At 41.2% G+C, this 18,160-nt stretch carries 16 protein-coding genes; 5 read left to right on the top strand and 11 right to left on the bottom strand.

The window, feature by feature from the left end:
• The 6 genes from UFB30_RS11855 to ykzS form a co-directional block, all read right to left on the bottom strand.
• Positions 1-264, bottom strand: a complete 264-nt coding sequence (locus tag UFB30_RS11855) for a phosphocarrier protein HPr (RefSeq protein WP_039808554.1) — start codon at positions 262-264, stop codon at positions 1-3.
• 188 nt (positions 265-452) lie between these two features.
• Positions 453-1,610 (bottom strand): DUF4129 domain-containing protein, encoded by a 1,158-nt coding sequence (locus UFB30_RS11860; RefSeq protein ID WP_322421915.1) that lies wholly within the window; start codon positions 1,608-1,610, stop codon positions 453-455.
• Entirely contained in the window at positions 1,583-2,740 is a 1,158-nt protein-coding gene (locus UFB30_RS11865; protein WP_322421916.1) for a DUF58 domain-containing protein, read from the bottom strand. The genes UFB30_RS11860 and UFB30_RS11865 overlap by 28 nt, the downstream gene beginning before the upstream one ends.
• A gap of 3 nt (positions 2,741-2,743) precedes the next feature.
• A complete protein-coding gene (locus tag UFB30_RS11870; protein WP_322421917.1) occupies positions 2,744-3,673 on the bottom strand; it encodes an AAA family ATPase in 930 nt (309 codons plus the stop codon).
• A gap of 190 nt (positions 3,674-3,863) precedes the next feature.
• Positions 3,864-4,580, bottom strand: coding sequence for an SDR family NAD(P)-dependent oxidoreductase (locus UFB30_RS11875; protein WP_322421918.1), 717 nt, complete (start codon positions 4,578-4,580; stop codon positions 3,864-3,866).
• Between the two features lie 11 nt (positions 4,581-4,591).
• Positions 4,592-4,783 (bottom strand): protein YkzS, encoded by a 192-nt coding sequence (gene ykzS, locus UFB30_RS11880; protein WP_435390884.1) that lies wholly within the window; start codon positions 4,781-4,783, stop codon positions 4,592-4,594.
• Between the two features lie 124 nt (positions 4,784-4,907).
• Here ykzS and UFB30_RS11885 point away from each other — a divergent pair, with 124 nt between their 5' ends.
• Both UFB30_RS11885 and UFB30_RS11890 read left to right on the top strand, forming a co-directional pair.
• Positions 4,908-5,666 (top strand): DUF8580 domain-containing lipoprotein, encoded by a 759-nt coding sequence (locus UFB30_RS11885; protein WP_322421920.1) that lies wholly within the window; start codon positions 4,908-4,910, stop codon positions 5,664-5,666.
• A 244-nt stretch (positions 5,667-5,910) separates the two neighbouring features.
• Positions 5,911-8,007, top strand: a complete 2,097-nt coding sequence (locus UFB30_RS11890) for an ATP-dependent Clp protease ATP-binding subunit (RefSeq protein WP_322421921.1) — start codon at positions 5,911-5,913, stop codon at positions 8,005-8,007.
• A gap of 229 nt (positions 8,008-8,236) precedes the next feature.
• Here the strand turns inward: UFB30_RS11890 and UFB30_RS11895 are convergent, their stop codons facing one another.
• From UFB30_RS11895 to UFB30_RS11910, 4 genes are all read right to left on the bottom strand, one after another.
• On the bottom strand, positions 8,237-9,934 hold the full coding sequence (locus tag UFB30_RS11895; RefSeq protein ID WP_322421922.1) for a M3 family oligoendopeptidase: 1,698 nt from the start codon (positions 9,932-9,934) through the stop codon (positions 8,237-8,239).
• 127 nt (positions 9,935-10,061) lie between these two features.
• Complete coding sequence (locus UFB30_RS11900; protein ID WP_322421923.1) at positions 10,062-10,511, bottom strand: MarR family winged helix-turn-helix transcriptional regulator; 450 nt, start codon at positions 10,509-10,511, stop codon at positions 10,062-10,064.
• A 51-nt stretch (positions 10,512-10,562) separates the two neighbouring features.
• Positions 10,563-11,573 (bottom strand): bifunctional metallophosphatase/5'-nucleotidase, encoded by a 1,011-nt coding sequence (locus UFB30_RS11905; protein WP_322421924.1) that lies wholly within the window; start codon positions 11,571-11,573, stop codon positions 10,563-10,565.
• Between the two features lie 29 nt (positions 11,574-11,602).
• Positions 11,603-12,781, bottom strand: coding sequence for a pyridoxal phosphate-dependent aminotransferase (locus UFB30_RS11910; protein ID WP_322421925.1), 1,179 nt, complete (start codon positions 12,779-12,781; stop codon positions 11,603-11,605).
• An 88-nt stretch (positions 12,782-12,869) separates the two neighbouring features.
• Here UFB30_RS11910 and UFB30_RS11915 point away from each other — a divergent pair, with 88 nt between their 5' ends.
• Positions 12,870-13,637 (top strand): carbon-nitrogen family hydrolase, encoded by a 768-nt coding sequence (locus UFB30_RS11915; protein WP_322421926.1) that lies wholly within the window; start codon positions 12,870-12,872, stop codon positions 13,635-13,637.
• Positions 13,638-13,696: 59 nt separating this feature from the next.
• Here the strand turns inward: UFB30_RS11915 and UFB30_RS11920 are convergent, their stop codons facing one another.
• The gene (locus UFB30_RS11920; protein ID WP_322421927.1) at positions 13,697-15,118 is read right to left on the bottom strand and encodes an ATP-binding protein; all 1,422 of its coding nucleotides are present in this window, start codon (positions 15,116-15,118) and stop codon (positions 13,697-13,699) included.
• 86 nt (positions 15,119-15,204) lie between these two features.
• Here UFB30_RS11920 and UFB30_RS11925 point away from each other — a divergent pair, with 86 nt between their 5' ends.
• Entirely contained in the window at positions 15,205-16,218 is a 1,014-nt protein-coding gene (locus UFB30_RS11925) for an acyltransferase family protein (RefSeq protein ID WP_322421928.1), read from the top strand.
• 160 nt (positions 16,219-16,378) lie between these two features.
• Positions 16,379-18,118, top strand: coding sequence for a B12-binding domain-containing radical SAM protein (locus UFB30_RS11930; RefSeq protein WP_322421929.1), 1,740 nt, complete (start codon positions 16,379-16,381; stop codon positions 18,116-18,118).
• Positions 18,119-18,160 lie beyond the last annotated feature (42 nt).

An 18,160-nucleotide genomic window follows, 5' to 3' on the forward strand; every position in this document is an offset into this window, starting at 1 on the left:
TTACGCCAAACCTTCGTTCTTTAGTGTTTCTTCAAGACTTGCCAGCGCTTCCTCTTCATCGCTTCCATCAGCATAAATTGTGATTTCAGCGTCTTTCCCTACACCTAGAGACATAACACCCATGATTGATTTAAGGTTTACTTTCTTCCCCTTGTACTCAAGCTGGATATCAGAATCGAATTTACTTGCGTTTTGTACCAGAATAGTAGCTGGACGTGCATGAATCCCAGTTTCTGCTGTTACTGTAAAAGTTTTTTGTGTCATGATTAATCTTCTCCTTTTCTACACTTGTATTTACAACATCACTTTAATAAGTTAACGAATTCAGACGTTGCCGTCAATAAAAATCATTCACTTTAAAGTGATGAGTGAAAACTTCCTCTTTAAATCATAAGAATAGCATGACGTCGGCATAATCACAATGAATTTGACACACAGACCTGCCCATTTATTCAGAAATTATTTACCCTTTTTTCAAAATCCTTAACAAATTGTTCAAAAGCTTTATATTCAGACTCTGTTAATTCTTTCCCGGCATAACGGATCTTTTCATAGATAACTGCAAAATCCTGTGCGTGCTGAACATTCAATCGTGTAAACCATTCCCGGACTGTTTCTGACTTCCGCCTTCCTGCATCCTTTTTTTGCGCTTTTTTCTCCAGCTTCAGCATTTCTTTTCTGATCACATGATTTGGTACTGCCATTTTTAATGAGGCTGGCTGATCAGCATCTTTTCTGCGTATGACCATTCCACTTTGATTATTCTGCTTATATTGAAGCGGCCCTCTAAATTTTTTCACTATTTTCCATGTGAAGAGAGTCAGTACCAGCAGACCCGCGATTAATGCAACAAGCTCCACGGTACCAACCCTGACTGTTTGTTCAATCTCAGTCACTCCGAAAGGATTAGGGCTGAACAGGTCCCCTCCTTCAGATGGTTCAGCTTCCTCCAAAACAATCTCCGGCACATCAATATCAATGCCTGTCTGGTAAAGAAGAAGTGTTACCCATGAGATCATTAGATTGACTCCTTCTATAAGAAGAAGCCTGAAAGGACTGATCAAAAGATAAAGGATGATTGCACTGGCCAGAAATAAACCTGACCATTTGGTATACAGCTTCAAAGCCTTCGTTCCGGTATAACTGCTGAAGTAAGGAGCAGCGCTATATAACATAAAGCCTCCAATCAGTGAAAGAATCACAAGTCCCGGGGGATAGACTTCATAGGTTAACTGAAAATTGTAGACACTGATGAAAACAATCATTAAAAGAATAAGCTGAACGGTTGTGATGTCTTGTGTATCCTGATGATAAGACCTCGCCAGCAAACGCCAGAATAAAAATATACCAAGCGCAATAACAGGTAGCGCTGACCAGCCGCTGAAAAACAGCGCAAGAAGGGAGCCAAAAACAATTAGCAGAGTTCCTGCCTGACGGATATTTCTTATAAATAATGCAAGGATAAACAAACCTGAACCATATAGCAGAGCAGCATAATGGATCGGAAATATTCCCCCTGCTGCAATGACTGTAAGAATCATAAGAGGAAAAAGAGAATCAAATAATAATGCTGATGATAATTTTAGTGAATGCCTGACTGCTGTTTCCATATGCCCGTCGCACCTCCGCTCACTGTCCAGACTCTGCCTTTTAAAGATAACAGCCTTTCTGCAGAGCCAATATCCCCGATCAGAATATAATCCGTTGCAGGAACCTGCATAATCGCAAGCTGATTCAGCAGGACATTCACAGGAAGTGTTGCATCACCGAGTGACAGTACACTGAGCATCTCAAGACATCTTCTCGTGTGACTGACTCCTCTGTCAGGAGCGATAAAATAGAAATTCGGCGATGCTTTTGTTCTGACATTTACACACAGACCAAAGGGCTGATTTTTTCTGTGAGCCTCAGTCATGATATAGGCAGCCTGCTTAATAAATTTTTCAAAATGGATGTTTTTCGCGTGCTTATAAGTCACATTTAATATCAGCATATATTTTTCTTCAATAACAGGTTCATATAGATTTGTCTGCAGCTGTCCGGTCTTAGCAAATGCTGACCAGTTAATGCGCTGCATGGTGTCACCCATTCTGTATTCCCTCGTACCTGCAGGCAGCGTCAGATCTTCATACAGTGAAAAAGAGGCAGCTTCTTCCCCAGGTTTTTGTGATGCAGGAACAGGTAAAAGATTCACCTTTTCAATTTCAGGATATATCCGCTTTTCCTGTTTAAAATGCCCTTTATACTGTAGAATTTTATAACCATATCCAAATAGATGCGGCACGTAAAGCTGACAGGACACCATTTTCATCTTACCCCTCCTAATTGCTTCAAAAGGGATACTGATTCTGACTTCCTCATACTGATCAAGTGAAAGGTGGCCATTCCAGTGAATCGCATTGCCTGCCTTCTCCGTTTCGTGATCCATAAATACTGCATGATTAGTAAATCCAAGTGTTAGTGAAACGTTTCTTAGCGGATATTTCCCATTTTTAAAAACGACTGACCACTCAGACTCATCATTCACAGTAAGCCTCTCAACTGGCTCCTCATCAACCAGAACAAGATCAGAACCAGCGTTTTGACTGTAATGAAGATAAAACCTGATGAAAATAAGAATGATGATAAATACAGCACTGACTGCGAACTGGCTGCCTAAAAAGAATAAAAGACCGCTGATGAATGTCAGAACTTCTAAAACCAGGATATGTCTGTTTGAAGACCTTGCTTCAAGCCACATGACTTAAAGCCTCAATTCAACCGGTGCATCAGCTGAAGCGATTACATCGTCTAAGACCTGCTCATTATTTTTCATTAATGATGCTTCAGGAGTCAGCTGGATCCGGTGTCCAAGCACGTAATGAAACAATTTTTTCACATCTTCCGGAAGCACATAGCTTCTGTTCTGCAGATAGGCTGAGCCCTGTGCTGCCTTAAGCAGCGTCACAGCAGCTCTCGGGCTGGCCCCGTACTCGATTGACTCATGGGATCGCGTTGCCCTGATCAGCGTCAGAATATAATCTGTTATTTCGTTATGTACGGTCACGTCTCTTACTTCTCTAGATGCCTTCTTTATCTCTTCTATTGCAACCACTTCTTTCAAAAGAGGAAGTTCACGTTTAGACACCCATTGCTTTAAAATGCCGGCTTCATCTTCATAGTCCGGATAATCAGAAGGCAGTTTGAACATGAAACGGTCCAGCTGAGCATAGGGAAGCGGAAAAGTTCCCTGCTGAGACTCAACCGGGTTTTGGGTTGCAATGACCATAAAAGGAAATGCAGAAGTCAGCGTTTCCCCATCAATCGTGACCTGCTTTTCTTCCATTACTTCAAGAAGACTAGACTGTGTTCTCGGAGTAGCCCTGTTAATTTCATCAGCAAGCAGAAAATTCGTCATCACAGGTCCTTTTTTCAGTTCAAAGGTTCTTGTTTCAGGATTAAAATAATGAAGCCCTGTCACGTCAGATGGCAGCACATCCGGTGTAAACTGTACACGTGCAAAGTCCCCTCCACATGCTTTAGCAAATGATTTAGCCAGCAGCGTTTTCCCCGTGCCTGGAACACTCTCAAGCAGTACATGTCCACCCTGCAGGAGTGCGATCGTTAATAATTCTACTTCTTTTTCTCTTCCTACGACTGCTTTTCCAACTTCTTCGATCAGTGCGTTTTTCATCTTACCGCTCCTCTTATAAATAGTCTTATCCATAGTATACTTAACATTCTGAAAAAAGGTTTCATGTTTTTTGGAAGACAGTAGGCATATGAGAGCATAGTTAATTTAGTTTAATAAAATTTAATTTTTTTCACACCTATAAAAAAACCTCCGGATCAAATATCCGGAAGTTCATCACCTACAATATTATTTAGTGCTCATAAATCATTTTTCTCGTCATCCCGCCATCAATGACAAGATTTTCACCATTAATGAAGTTATTCGCTTCATCTGTCAAAAACAGGCATGCTCTCGCAATATCCTCCGGCTTTCCGACTCTGTTGGAAAGATGCTGACCGTGATCTACTTCCCTCAGTTCTTCATAATCACCCGTATGAATCCAGCCGGGACTGATTGCATTAACCGTAATATCTTTTTCAGACAGGGTCACTGCCAGCGAGTGAGTGAGTGCAAAAATGCCTCCTTTAGTCGCTGCATAGCCTTCAGTGTTCGGCTCAGACATATGGGCACGTGTGGAACAGAGATTGACGATTGATCCTCCCTGATCCATTAATAAAGCTGCTTCTCTGGAACAGTAAAAAACACTCGAAAGGTTTGTATGCAGAATGCTTTCCCAGTCTTCAACTGTGACTTCCCAGATCGATTTGAACTTTGAAATCCCTGCATTGTTAATTAGAATATCAATTGAACCAGACTGTTCTTTTACATGAGTGAAAAGTTTTTTGACGTCTTCATATTTAGACACATCAGCTGTCATTGCCTCTGCATTTTCTAATTTACCGGCTTCTTCTGTCAGCTTGTCTGAATTGATATCTGCCATATAGACAAAAGCGCCTTCATTCACATAAGCTTTTGCAATAGCCAGTCCGATTCCATTTGCAGCACCTGTTACGACTACGGTTTTCATCAAATTCCCCCTTAGCTTCTTGGCTCTTCAAGATATTGATACACTGTTTTCCCAAAGTGTCCTGCGATCCCGCGAAAATGTTTAAAGTCATCTCTTTCAGTCAGCACACTTCTGAAAAGATCAAAGTCTTCCTTTGCTACTGTAACCTCTTTTACCTCTCCATTTTTTAATTTCTCGAGTAGCTCACCAGCTTCTTCTTTCATCAAATTGATTCACCTGCTTTTAACATATTTATTGTCTATATCACTTTATGGTTTTTTTGAAACTTTTACAAACTTATACCGTCTACTTGATATAACCGCATACATACCGAATGGAGGAATGAAGATGAAAAAGCTGATGATATTCATGCTTGTACTCATGCTTACTGCTTTTATGGCGGCATGCGGTACGAATAACGCTGAAGAAGGCTCGAACGGTGAACAGGCTCAGGAAGAAGCAACTGAAGAGACTGAGGCTACTGAGGAAACGGAGACGCCTTCCGGGGAACCTGATGAGGTGACTGAGGAGGAACAGCCTGCTGAAGAGATGGAAGAAGCTGAGGAATCAGAATCTCCTGTTGAAGAAGAGTCCGCTGAAAAAGGAAATGAAGAAGAAGCTGAGGAAACTGAAGCAGGCACTGAAATGAGACTGCTCGAACAGCCAATGATACTTTCAATTAACGGTGAAGAAACTGAACGCACTGCATTTCTACAGGAAAGCGGAGAAAACAATTACAGCTTCTACTTAGCTGAAGGCTTTACTTTTACACCTGAAGAACCGACTGTAGACCAGGTTTTTTATGATGAGGACGGCTCTCAATTTATGCGGATTTACACATATCCTAAGGCTGAGGCTGAGACTGCTTTAATTGAAGAGCAGATGAAGGGTCAGGCTGATGCCATTCAAGGAGAAGCTGCCGGAGAGTGGACACCTGAAAGCAGTGCGAATGAGATCATCGCAGGCTATGAAGCAGCTGCCGGTGAAGAACAGTTTAAAACTTATTTCTATGAAAAAAATGATCTATATGTAAGAATTGCGATTCATACAAAAGCAGGTACCGGTTTCGAGGATGCATTTATTAAGATGGCAGAAACAATTGAATAAAAGACTTGACCACTTCCTTATTAAGGGAGTGGTTTTTTTGCATTATTTTAAACAGTTAACATGTAAACCCTCCACTCCACAACCGCGAACAGCTAACAGAGCTCGCAAAAAACCACTTCCACTCTGCAAAATTTACAACCGAAACAAAATACTTGAAAGTCAATAAAGGTCAAAGTATACTGAAATCAGAAAGTCAAAGTTAGTCAAACTTTCTTTGATCAAAACTACTGAAGGAGGAGTCACAATGATTTGTCAAAAATGCCAGAGTAAGCCTGCAAATATACAATTCAGAGTTCAATTAAATGATCAGGTTCAGGATTTTCATTTGTGCTCCGCTTGCTATAAAGAAGAGCGCTCAAAGCTTCATGCTGCAATGAATAAAAAAGGCAATGATCAATTCCAGCCTTTCGGACAGGCGAAGCAGCAGGAGTCTGAAGCACAGTCTCATGAAGGACTGTTAGAGGAGTATGGAAGAAATCTGACTAACCTGGCTGATGCAGGTCTAATTGACCCTGTGATTGGCCGTGATGCTGAAATAGAACAAATGATTGAGATTCTGAACAGAAGAAACAAAAATAACCCTGTCTTAATTGGTGAGCCGGGTATCGGTAAAACCGCTGCCGCTGAAGGACTTGCACTGAAAATTGCTGAAGGTACTGTTCCGCAGAAGCTGAAGCAAAAAGAAGTGATTCTGTTAGACGTAGCCTCCCTTGTTTCAAATACAGGGATCAGAGGACAATTTGAAGAGAGAATGAAACAGCTGATCAGTGAGCTGCAGCAGCGTAAAAACGTGATCCTGTTTATTGATGAGATTCACCAGATTGTCGGTGCAGGCTCAGCAGAAGGTTCAATGGATGCAGGAAACATTTTAAAACCTGCTCTTGCACGCGGTGAAATGCAGCTGGTCGGTGCTACAACACTAAGTGAATACAGAAAGATTGAAAAGGATGCCGCACTGGAGCGCCGTTTCCAGCCGATTCATTTAAAAGAGCCTTCTATTCCAGAAGCAATTGAGATTCTTAAAGGACTCGCACCGAGATATGAAGAGTTTCACAGCGTACAATACAGCCCTGAAGCAATTGAAGCGACGGTGACATTATCAAAACGTTACATTCAGGACCGGTTCCTTCCTGATAAAGCAATTGATCTGATGGATGAAGCAGGTTCGAAGCTGAATCTAACATTAGACAACGCTGATCTGGCTGCTGTGGAGAAACGGTTAAAAGCGATTTACGCTGAGAAAGAAGAAGCGCTTAAACATGAGGAATACGAAAAAGCAGCTAAATTAAGAGATGAAGAAGAAGAACTTGAAAAAGCGTTGAACAAGCCTGCGACTTCAGAAAAGCCTGTCGTTGGTATTGAATTAATACAGAAACTCATAGAACGGAAAACAGGAATTCCTGTCGGAAAGCTAGAACAGGATGAGCATAAGAAAATGACTGAGCTTGAAGAAAATCTGCGCACACATGTAATCGGACAAAACGAAGCCGTAAAACGTGTTGCAAAAGCTGTACGCAGAAGCCGTGCAGGTCTTAAATCTAAAAATCGCCCAGCTGGTTCATTCCTCTTTGTTGGTCCGACCGGTGTTGGTAAAACTGAATTATCCAAAACACTCGCAGAAGAATTATTTGGTTCAAAAGACCATATGATCCGTCTTGATATGAGTGAATACATGGAGAAACACAGCGTATCAAAACTGATCGGTTCACCGCCTGGATATGTAGGACATGATCAGGCTGGACAGCTGACTGAAAAAGTCCGCCGTTCTCCTTATACCATCCTGCTGCTGGACGAGATTGAAAAAGCGCATCCTGACGTCATGCATATGTTCCTTCAGATTATGGAAGATGGACGATTGACTGACAGTCAGGGCCGCACAGTCAGCTTTAAAGAAACGGTGATCATCATGACAAGTAACGCCGGAGTTGGAACAAGAAAGAAAGCTGTAGGCTTTGGTGCAACACAGGCAGCTGATGAAGCATCCATTCTTGAATCACTCAGCGACTTTTTCAAGCCGGAATTCCTGAACAGATTCGATAGTATTATTGAATTCGATTCACTTGGAAAAGAGCACCTGATCAAGATTGTTGACCTGATGTTGAATGAGTTAAATGAGCTGATTGAAGAACAGCAGATGACACTCGAGGTGACAGAGGAAGTCAAAGCAAAAATTGCTGATCTCGGCTATCATCCATCATTTGGTGCACGTCCGCTCAGAAGAGTGATTCAGGAGAAAATTGAAGATCAGGTTACTGACTTTATGTACGATTACCCTGAAGAAAAGCAGCTGAGAGCCGTGCTTGTTGGTGAGGAAATTAAAATTGAAAAGGTTTTAAAATAAATGTTGTGATTTAACAATCTATTTTGTTGAGTTAAACAATTTTATAATAAACATTTAAGTGCAGCGTAGCGTAAGGCGGCGACTCCACCGGGATGTGACGGACAGGTGAGACCCCGCAGGCGCGCAGCGACGAGGAGGCTCACCGCCGTCCCCGGGGAAAGCGTCCGCCTGAAGCGCAGCGAAACGAGTAAGAGGATGAGACAACTTATTGTCCCATCCTCTTTTAAAATTAAAGCTTTTTATCATCCACGCCATCAAGCCAATTCTCAATTTCTTTCACAACCGACTCAAGACTACCTTCTTCAAAAGGTGATTTGAGATTTGCTTCTTTCACCAGTTCTGTGAATGATTTCGAACCGCCAAGCTTGCATAAATGTACATAGTCCTTCCAGGCCGCGTCAAAATCTTCTCTTGATTTTTTCCAGAATTGAAATGCACAAATCTGGGCAAGTGTATAGTCAATATAGTAGAATGGCGCTTCATAGATATGACCCTGGCGCTGCCATACACCGCCGCTGTTTAAATAGTTGTGATCCCCGTAATTACGGTGCGGCAAATAGATTTCCTCAAGCTCTTTCCATACTGCTTTTCTCTCAGCAGGTGTCATATCCGGCTTTTCATAAATGCGGTGCTGAAACTCATCAACGGCAACCCCATAAGGCAAGAATAAAATACCACTGCTTAAATGTGCAAACTTATACTTCTCTGTTTGTTCCCCAAAGAAATTTTCCATCCACGGCCACGTCAAAAATTCCATACTCATTGAATGGATTTCTGCCGCTTCATGCGTCGGCCAGACATATTCCGGAATGTCTGTATGTCTGCTCATATAGACCTGGAATGCATGTCCTGCTTCATGCGTTAAGACATCAATATCACCTGAAGTTCCGTTAAAGTTTGAGAAAATAAACGGGGCTTCATAGTTTTCAATAAACGTGCAGTAACCGCCCGCTTCCTTTCCCTTCTTGGCTTCAAGATCCATCAATTCACGTTCATTCATAAAAGTAAAAAACTCATTTGTTTCAGGCGAGAGCTCCTGATACATCTGTTTTCCTTTTTCAATAATCCATTCAGGACCACCTTCAGGATTTGCATTCCCTGTTAAAAATGCCAGTGATTCATCCCAGAACATTAAATCCTGCACACCGATTCTCTCTTTTTGCCGTTCTCTGAGCTTTGTGGCAAGAGGAACGATATATGTACGTACCTGATCTCTGAATTTCGCAACTTTCTCTGCGTTATAATCCACTCTCAGCATCCTCAGGTAACCGACATCCACGAAGTTTTTATACCCCAGCTTTTGTGCAATCTGATGTCTCGTTTTCACCAGTTTGTCATACAGTTCATCAAATTTTTTCTCATTTTCCGCAAAAAAATCAAATTTTGCTTTTACAGCTTTTTCCCGGATTTGACGATCAGTAGACTCAGTATAAGGATCAATCTGCGCAAGTGTCAGCACTTCCCCTTCAAACTGGATCTCAGCTGATGCCACCAGCCTGGAATATTCGGATGACAGACGGTTTTCTTCCTGAAGTAATGGAATAATTTCCGGTTTAAAAGATTTAATTGAGAAGTCAGCCAGATCAAAGAACTGAGTGCCCCATTTCTCCTCCAGCTCTCTCCGGTAAGGTGACTTTACTAGTTCCTGATAAAACAGCGTACTTAACTCCTCAAACTCAGGTCCGGCTTCGTCGAAAAAATTTCTTTCATTCTCATAAAATTCATCTTTTGTATTAATTGACGCTCTGATAAATGCCAGGTTTCCCTGAGTGGAAACATCATCTCTCAGCTGGTTAATCTTTAAAATAATCTGTTCCTGTTCCTTGAGTGCCTGTGCATCTCGAAATGCTTCAAGCTGCTGATTAAATTCAGCTTTTATCTGCTCCAGATCAGGACGTTTATATTCATAGTCACTAAACTTCAACATATACATTCTCCTTACCTATTGGTCTATAAATATATTTCGACTGACAGTGTGTACCTTCCTTCATCTTCCCAGAAAAAAACACCGGAATGATCCGGTGTAAAGTTCTCGGGTTTGCCGCTGATTCAGGTTAATACGAAAGATCCTTAATGGAAAGTCCGAGTTTTTTAAGAAGATCAATTGCCTGTTTCTGCTCTTCGTCTGACAAGGCCGTCATCAGCTCATGCAGGTTTTTTTCATGTTCAGGAAAAATTTCACTCATAAACCGGTGACCTTCCTCTGAAATCTCAGCATATGTAACCCTTCTGTCTTCTGGAGAAGCAATCCTTGTGATCAATCCCTTTTTTTCAAGCTTGTCTACAACATAGGTAATACTCCCGCTTGCAAGCAGAATCTTACCGCCGATTTTCTGAAGAGGCTGCTTTCCTTTGTGGTAAAGTAATTCAAGCACGCCAAATTCAGTAGGGTTCAGCCCGTGCTCCTGAAAAAACTTGCTGCTGGTTTCATTTATTGCTTTGTACGCTCTCGATAATACAATAAACAGCTTTAATGATTGGTTATAATCCGCTCCATCTGTCATGTTCAGTCATTCCTTTTGTCAGATTCATCTTTTAAAGTATAGCGATGAGCACTAAAAGAAGTCAATATAATCCTTTAGTCTCATTTTTTTCAACCAATCGTTTACTGTCTGATCCTTTGATTTTGCAGCCTTAAAATGATCCGGCACCTTTTCACGCAAACTCCAGTTAATTGTTTCAAGCTCCTGGAAATGAATCAGCTTTTCGATCTCAGCGTCAGGCTCAGTTTCACGGGCTGAATGAAATAATCCCTCGATCGCTTCAATTTTAAATGAAGACCCAAAACCGGAAAGTGACACTTTAACCTCTCCTAGCACTTCTCCGTAACCACCGGATTGCATAACAAATTTCCCGTTTTTAATCTCACTGATTTTCTCGTGCTCCCTGCCGGTTAAAAGAATGTCAATTCCATCAATTGAACATATTGCCTCTCCCTGATCGATGCTGCGGGAAGAAGCACCATTAAATCCGCCGTGATAATTCACAACGACAAGGTCGGGGCTTTCTGTCTCATGAATAAAACCGACCCAGCGCTTTGCAGCAACATAGGCATCTTCAAACAGAATGTCTTTAAACACAAATGGTTCTTCTCCATTTTTTCTGGTCGCCGAAATACCAAGTATCGCGACCTTAACACCGTTTACAGTTTTCACTGTGTAAGGAAAACCAAAATAGGGTTCTTTTGTTGTCTTATGCACAACGTTTGCCGCAAGCCAGGGGAAGAAAGACCTTCCAACCGCTCTGCTGAGAAAAGGAAGACCATAATCAAAATCATATTCTCCAATTGCAGCACAATCATATTCAAGATGATTCATGATAGAAATCATCGGATTCGGCATATGATCATTATATTTTGCGTAATGGTACGTTAAGGGACTTCCTTTTAACATATCTCCTGTATCAAGCAATAATAGATCAGGATCATTCTGACGTATCTTTTTAATCAGGGAAGACAGCCGTGCCATACCGTGTGTGTCATCTGTACCCCAGTGAGAAGTAGACCTCACATGCCCATGAATATCACTCGTCTGCAGAATTGTTAACTGAACATGATCATTTGCCAATCGCTTCACCTCATTTGCAGCATATCTGTTTATGTATTAAAAATATTGAGCTTTGATAGTCTTGCAGCGGCTTCTTCAATTCTTTCTTCATCAGCGAGCAGCGCTACTCTGACGTAGCCTTCCCCGCTCTCACCAAAGCCGATTCCTGGTGCCACAACAACGCCCGCTTTTTCAAGAAGCAGATCACTGAAGCTTTCTGACGTATACCCTTTCGGCACTTTGAACCAGGCAAAAAATGACCCTTTAGGCGCTTCCACCTGCCATCCTGCTTCGTTAAATGCCTGGACCATTGTATTTCTTCTTTTTTCATAAGTATCAGACAGCGCCAATGCAGGTTCATATGATTCAATTAATGCTGACTCAGCTGCTTCCTGCACCGCGCCGAATAAACTGACATGTAAATGATCCTGCAGAAGGTTCAGCGCCTTTATAACTGAAGGGTTCCCTACAGCAAAAGCTACTCGCCATCCTGCCATATTAAAGGTTTTAGATAAAGTATAGATTTCCACACCATTTTCTTTCGCGCGCTCAGACTGCAGATAGCTGACCGGCCGGTTTCCATCAAAACCGATGGAGCCGTAAGCAAAATCATGCACCACACAGATATCGTACTTTTCAGCAAAAGCAATGACTTCGTCGAAAAATGATTGATCTGCAAGCGCTCCGGTAGGATTATTAGGATAATTTAAAAACATCAGCTTTGCTTTTTTTGCAGACTCTTCATCAATCTTATTTAAATCTGGAAGAAACTGATTCTTCTCAAGCAGTGGCATCATGACCATCTGAGCTTCAGCCAGTGAAACACCTGACCAGTAATCTGGATAGCCCGGATCCGGTACCAGAACCACATCTCCTGGATTTACAAGGCACTGCGGTAATTCCACAAGCCCTGCTTTTCCGCCAAACAGCAGTGCCACCTCGTGATCAGGGTCAAGGTCCACACCATACTCACGCTTATAAAAAGCTGCTGCAGCCTCTCTTACATACTTCATTCCTTTAAAAGGAGAATATTTATGATTCACCGGATTTTCAGCAGCGCTTTGAAGTCTGCTGACAATATGTTCAGGTGTCGGCAGGTCAGGATTTCCCTGCCCAAGGTTAATAATATCGTGCCCTGCTGCTACCTTTTCCATTACTTTTGATGAAAGCTTAGCAAAGAATTGCTCAGGTAAATGATTCAGACGATCCGATTGTTCAAACGTTTTCACAAAAATTCCCCTCTTTCAAATTATTGCCCTAAATGTTATAACGTAAATGTATAATTGTAAAGATGATTCTGAAAAGTGGGTGAAGCACGTGAAAATAGCGATATTCCAAATGGATATAACTTTTGGATCTCCTGAAGAAAATGTTAAGAAAGTGAAGAGCTGGATTGAGAAAATGGAGCCGGCGGATGTGATTATCCTGCCTGAACTCTGGACCACAGGGTATGACCTGCCAAATCTTAAAAATATGAATGATCACTTTAATCAGACAGTGGCCGTTTTAAAAGACCTGGCAATTAAACATAACATTCATTTTATAGGCGGTTCGGTAGCAAAATCTGAAGATGGTCATATTTATAATACAATGCCGGTGATCGATCATAAAGGCAGTTTGATTCATGAATACAGCAAATTGCATTTATTCAAACTGATGGATGAACACCTGCACTTAAAAGAGGGTAATGATGACCCGGCATTTAAGCTTGGCCCCATTCATTTTGCCGGCTTTATCTGTTATGACATCAGATTCCCCGAATGGATTAGAAAATCTGTCCTGAACGGTGCTAAAGCAGTTGTCGTACCTGCTGAATGGCCGGCACCGAGAATTGATCACTGGATTACATTACTAAAGGCAAGAGCGATAGAAAATCAGGTATATGTCATTGCCTGTAACAGGGTCGGGCGTGATCATGCGAATGAATTTGGCGGTCATTCCCTCATCATTGACCCCTGGGGTAAAGTAATCGCAGAAGGTTCTGACCGGGAAGAAATCATTTATGGTGAGATTGATCCGGAGGAAGTGGAGGAAATCCGCAAGAGAATTCCGATCTTTGATGACCGGAGAGCTGACTTTTACTGATCCAAAGCGATAAGCGGCCGCAAATGCGGCCGCTTTTTACTGTGATCTTTTATTGCTCCTCAACTGATTAACGGGAGTGAAATGTTAAACTGAGTCCCTTCATTTTCCCTGGTGATGACTTCAACAGAGCCTCTATGTTCTTCAATTATCTTCATACTGACAGGTAAACCGAGTCCGGTTCCATTTTCTTTCGTCGTATAAAAGGGCTCATTCAATTTGTCCAGCTTTTCTTTTGGAATTCCACACCCGTTATCACGGACTGATGCAATTAATTCTTTTGTTTTCTGATGAATCGAAATCTCTATCCTGCCTCTGCCTGTCGTGGCTTCTATTGCATTTTTTATCAGATTAATAAACACCTGTTTCAGACGGTTAGCATCTCCAAAGGTCCAGTTCTCATGATCAGAAGCTGTAAAACAAAGTTCAATCCCATGCAAAAGTGCCTGCGGCTGCATGATATGAACTGTTTCTTCAAGTACCTTCGTCATATTAATTTTCTGCAGCAAACTGTTTTTTGGCTTTGCCAGCATTAGAAACTCAGTCATCGTCTTCTCAAGTCGGTTCAGCTCCGAATGAATCACTTCAAAATACATCTTCTGACTGTCTCGCAGATCCGCTTCAAGCAGCTGAACAAAACCTTTCAGTGAAGTCATCGGATTCCTGATCTCATGCGCGATACCCGCTGCCAGCTGACCAACGACTTTGAGTGTATCCTGCTGATCTGCACGGTCCATGTATTCAATTACATGACTGATATCCCTGATCACAATTAAGTGATATCCGTCAGTTACATGATTTACTTTTGTAAATTCATAGCTTCTTTCGCCAATTGTAACGATTTGGCTGAGCATACTGCTTTCATTATGTGGTGCAAGCTGCTGAGCAAATCCGGGTAAATTCTCTTTAGTCTCAAATTGATCCATTTGTTGAAAAAAGTTTACCTCTTCATCTTTTTTTAGATCTAACAGTTTGTCAGCAAATAAATTTGATCTGACAATAACCCCATCTTCTTTTACAATTAGCAGGCCATGAATCGCTTTTTTAAATACATTTGCGTAGATCAATTCTTCCGGTATACGACCGGAGTCTTTCAGGATCAGAATAAATGCATCCTCTCCAGAGACAGGAATACATTCACCCTTACAATCCATCACATTCCATCCCGTAAAAAATTGAAGATCTTCCACACGTTGTTCTTCACCGAGCATACAAGCCTTTAACCACGCCATATGTTCACTTTTCAGATGTTTTGAAATCGCAGTTCCGCTCTCAGGATGAAATTGACATTTGCTCTGCTCATTAAAATTGAGTATAATTCCATCGGGATTCAGGACAATTGCACATTCATTTATATATTTTAGCAGCCGGTCAGATTGTGAGTCGGGTTTTGACTGATCCGCACGATTATGAATTGAATCCAATTGAGACAAATGTCTGGAGAGCATGATTGTATCCCTACTTTTCGTTAGAATGATGTTCATTAATAATTATGCCAATTTCACCAGATTTATTAATTATAAAAAAGGGTATGTATGATGAATGAACTGTAATAGAAAGCGGTGTAACAATGTCGAAACGTGATTATTATTTTGATAATGCGAAATTTATATTAATCTTTTTAGTTGTCTTTGGTCATGCGATTCAAAGCAGTATAGAGGAAGATCCGATTCTCATGACTACTTATCAGACAATCTACTTTTTCCATATGCCTGCATTTATTTTAATTGCCGGCTACTTTGCAAAATCATCCTATTCAAAAGGCCTGTTTTTAAAGCTTTTAAAGAAGCTGATTGTTCCTTATCTGATCTTTCAGCTGATCTATACGATTTATTATTACTTCCTCAGAAATCAGAATAACCTTGAGATTGATCCACTGAATCCGCAGTGGGCACTATGGTTTTTAGTCAGTCTGTTTTTCTGGAGTCTGCTGTTAATTTTGTTCAGAGACGTATTGAAATTGAAGTGGAAGGCAGCTATGCTGATCAGTATTATTCTCGGTGTGATGATTGGTTTTGTGAATGACTATACGTCCACGTTAAGCTTATCAAGAACATTTGTCTTTTTTCCATTTTTCCTTGCAGGTCATTATCTGAACAGGGATTTCTTCAGTCAATTAAAAGATAAGAGAATAAAAATCATTTCAGTGCTTTCACTTGCAGTGGCGTTTATTTCGATCTATTATTTACCGGACTGGAGCAGCAGATGGCTGTTCGGATCTCATTCTTATGAAGACCTGGGAACGCCGGTAGAAGCGAGCCCTTTACTCAGACTTTTAATTTATGCTGTCAGCTTCGGGCTGGTTGTTGCATTTTTCTCACTGGCACCTGTCTCAAAAACCTTTTTCACAAGATGGGGACTGAATACTTTGTATGTCTACCTCTTCCATGGGTTTATCATTCAGTTTTACCGTGAGAGCGGTCTTGGATTAATCGTCAATCCTTATGTGTCTCTGCTCATCATTATGGCAGCTTCCCTATTACTGACGATCTTCCTGTCATCAAGACTGGTAGCGGCAGCTGGACAGCCAATTGTCGAATTAAGGGCTTCAAAAGCAAGAAAAATGTTAAATCATAAAGAATGATGTTTTTTGAAATTTCCGACACGTCGTTGTCTTATTTTAACATTTGTTTTTGATAAAATAAACCATTTTTACCTTTCACTTCATTATAACGAACATTTATTGTCAACCCCTATTCTCTCATGTAGAATAGGGGTTGATTTGTTGATAAAGGAGCAGAAATATGAATACAGTACTGGCTTCATTAAATGCCAAATATATACACACAAACCTTGCGATCCGATATCTGAAAGCAGCAGCGGCTGAGCATGATATTGAACTTGCTGAATACACCATTAATGATCCAATTTTAAATATCGTAGGAGATCTTTATGCCAAAAAGCCGGATATCATAGGTTTCAGCTGTTATATCTGGAACATTGAAGAAACGATTCAGGTGATCCGCATGCTGAGAAAGATTTTACCTGAAGTCAAAATCATCCTGGGCGGCCCTGAGGTGACCTATGATGTGCAGTATTGGTTGAAGCGTCTGCGTGACGACGTCGACTTTATTGCAGTTGGTGAGGGGGAAGCGACATTTACGGAATTGCTTGATTACTTCTCAGGTAAAATTGATTTTAATCAGGTTCACGGCGCTGCATGCCTTGTGAATGATAAAATGCATCTTATTCCCCAGCCGCAAAAGACAGATTTAAAGACGCTCCCTTCCCCTTTCAGATTTGAAGAAGACCGGGCTGACTTGAGAAAAAGAATTACTTATCTTGAAACAAGCAGAGGCTGTCCGTTTCAATGTCAATTCTGTCTGTCGTCAATTGAAGTTGGCGTAAGATATTTTGACCGGGAAGCTGTAAAGGATGACATCCGCTATTTAATGCAGCATGGCGCCAGAGTATTTAAATTTGTAGACAGAACCTTTAACATCAGCAGAAGCTATGCGATGGAAATGTTTGAATTTCTGATTAAAGAGCATCTTCCTGGAACAGTGTTTCAATTTGAAATCACCGGGGATATTATGAGACCTGAAGTGATTCAGTACTTAAATGACCATGCGCCTGCAGGATTATTCCGTTTTGAAATCGGCGTCCAATCCACTAATGACCACACAAATGAGCTTGTTAAAAGAAAACAGAATTTTGAGAAGCTGAAGAGAACCGTCACAATGGTAAAAGAAGGCGGTAAAATTGATCAGCACCTTGACCTGATTGCAGGGCTTCCTGAAGAAAATTATCAATCCTTTAAGCAGACATTTAACGATGTCTATACGCTTGGTCCTGAAGAGCTTCAGCTCGGGTTTTTAAAGATGCTGAGGGGAACCGGTCTGAGAATCAATGCAGCAGATCACCAATATGTTTTTATGGACCATGCGCCGTATGAAATTCTCGGAAATAACCAGCTTTCTTTTGATGAGATTCTGCGCATCAAACAGGTTGAAGATGTCCTTGAAAAGTACTGGAATGATCACAGACTGGACGAAACAATTGATTATCTGACAACTGAAGTCTTTGCTACACCATTTGATTTTTATCAGGATTTCGGAACCTACTGGGATGAAAAAGGATGGTCCCGCATCGGTCACCAACTTGAGGATCTATTCAAAAGACTCTACCAGTTTATTGAAGAATATAAGCCTGAAGTGCTTCCGTATGTGTCTTATCTGATGAAAAAAGATTACCTGCAAAAACATAAATTCAAGCCTAGAAAAGCCTGGTGGAATAAAGAAGAAAAACGGTCCAGCAATGTCTATGACAGTCTTCTTTCAAGTCCACAGATGGCAGGAAAAACTTTTGTATCACTTGATCTGAACCAAAAAGAACTTCATAAGCACACTGTACTTGAAGAAGGTTTGAAGCTTCTTAACGGGCAGCCGGTTGCAATGTACCTGCTGGCTTATTATGATCCTAAAAACGGTGAGGCTGCCATATTTGAGTTTTCAAAAGACCAGGTTCAGAGTCTGACGAGGTAATAACCGCTCACACAAAAAGATCCTTAGCGCCTTTCGCGCTAA

The organism is Jeotgalibacillus haloalkalitolerans, from assembly GCF_034427455.1.
In the GTDB taxonomy this organism is placed as follows: domain Bacteria; phylum Bacillota; class Bacilli; order Bacillales; family Jeotgalibacillaceae; genus Jeotgalibacillus; species Jeotgalibacillus haloalkalitolerans.

What these genes read in the sequence shown, in the direction of transcription:
- UFB30_RS11875 (WP_322421918.1), bottom strand. Translation starts at nt 4,580, where the DNA reads ATGAAAACCGTAGTCGTAACAGGTGCTGCAAATGGAATCGGACTGGCT.
- UFB30_RS11925 (WP_322421928.1), top strand. Translation starts at nt 15,205, where the DNA reads ATGTCGAAACGTGATTATTATTTTGATAATGCGAAATTTATATTAATC.
- UFB30_RS11920 (WP_322421927.1), bottom strand. Translation starts at nt 15,118, where the DNA reads ATGAACATCATTCTAACGAAAAGTAGGGATACAATCATGCTCTCCAGA.
- UFB30_RS11860 (WP_322421915.1), bottom strand. Translation starts at nt 1,610, where the DNA reads ATGGAAACAGCAGTCAGGCATTCACTAAAATTATCATCAGCATTATTA.
- UFB30_RS11865 (WP_322421916.1), bottom strand. Translation starts at nt 2,740, where the DNA reads ATGTGGCTTGAAGCAAGGTCTTCAAACAGACATATCCTGGTTTTAGAA.
- UFB30_RS11900 (WP_322421923.1), bottom strand. Translation starts at nt 10,511, where the DNA reads ATGACAGATGGAGCGGATTATAACCAATCATTAAAGCTGTTTATTGTA.
- UFB30_RS11870 (WP_322421917.1), bottom strand. Translation starts at nt 3,673, where the DNA reads ATGAAAAACGCACTGATCGAAGAAGTTGGAAAAGCAGTCGTAGGAAGA.
- UFB30_RS11890 (WP_322421921.1), top strand. Translation starts at nt 5,911, where the DNA reads ATGATTTGTCAAAAATGCCAGAGTAAGCCTGCAAATATACAATTCAGA.
- UFB30_RS11930 (WP_322421929.1), top strand. Translation starts at nt 16,379, where the DNA reads ATGAATACAGTACTGGCTTCATTAAATGCCAAATATATACACACAAAC.
- UFB30_RS11895 (WP_322421922.1), bottom strand. Translation starts at nt 9,934, where the DNA reads ATGTTGAAGTTTAGTGACTATGAATATAAACGTCCTGATCTGGAGCAG.
- UFB30_RS11855 (WP_039808554.1), bottom strand. Translation starts at nt 264, where the DNA reads ATGACACAAAAAACTTTTACAGTAACAGCAGAAACTGGGATTCATGCA.
- ykzS (WP_435390884.1), bottom strand. Translation starts at nt 4,783, where the DNA reads ATGAAAGAAGAAGCTGGTGAGCTACTCGAGAAATTAAAAAATGGAGAG.
- UFB30_RS11885 (WP_322421920.1), top strand. Translation starts at nt 4,908, where the DNA reads ATGAAAAAGCTGATGATATTCATGCTTGTACTCATGCTTACTGCTTTT.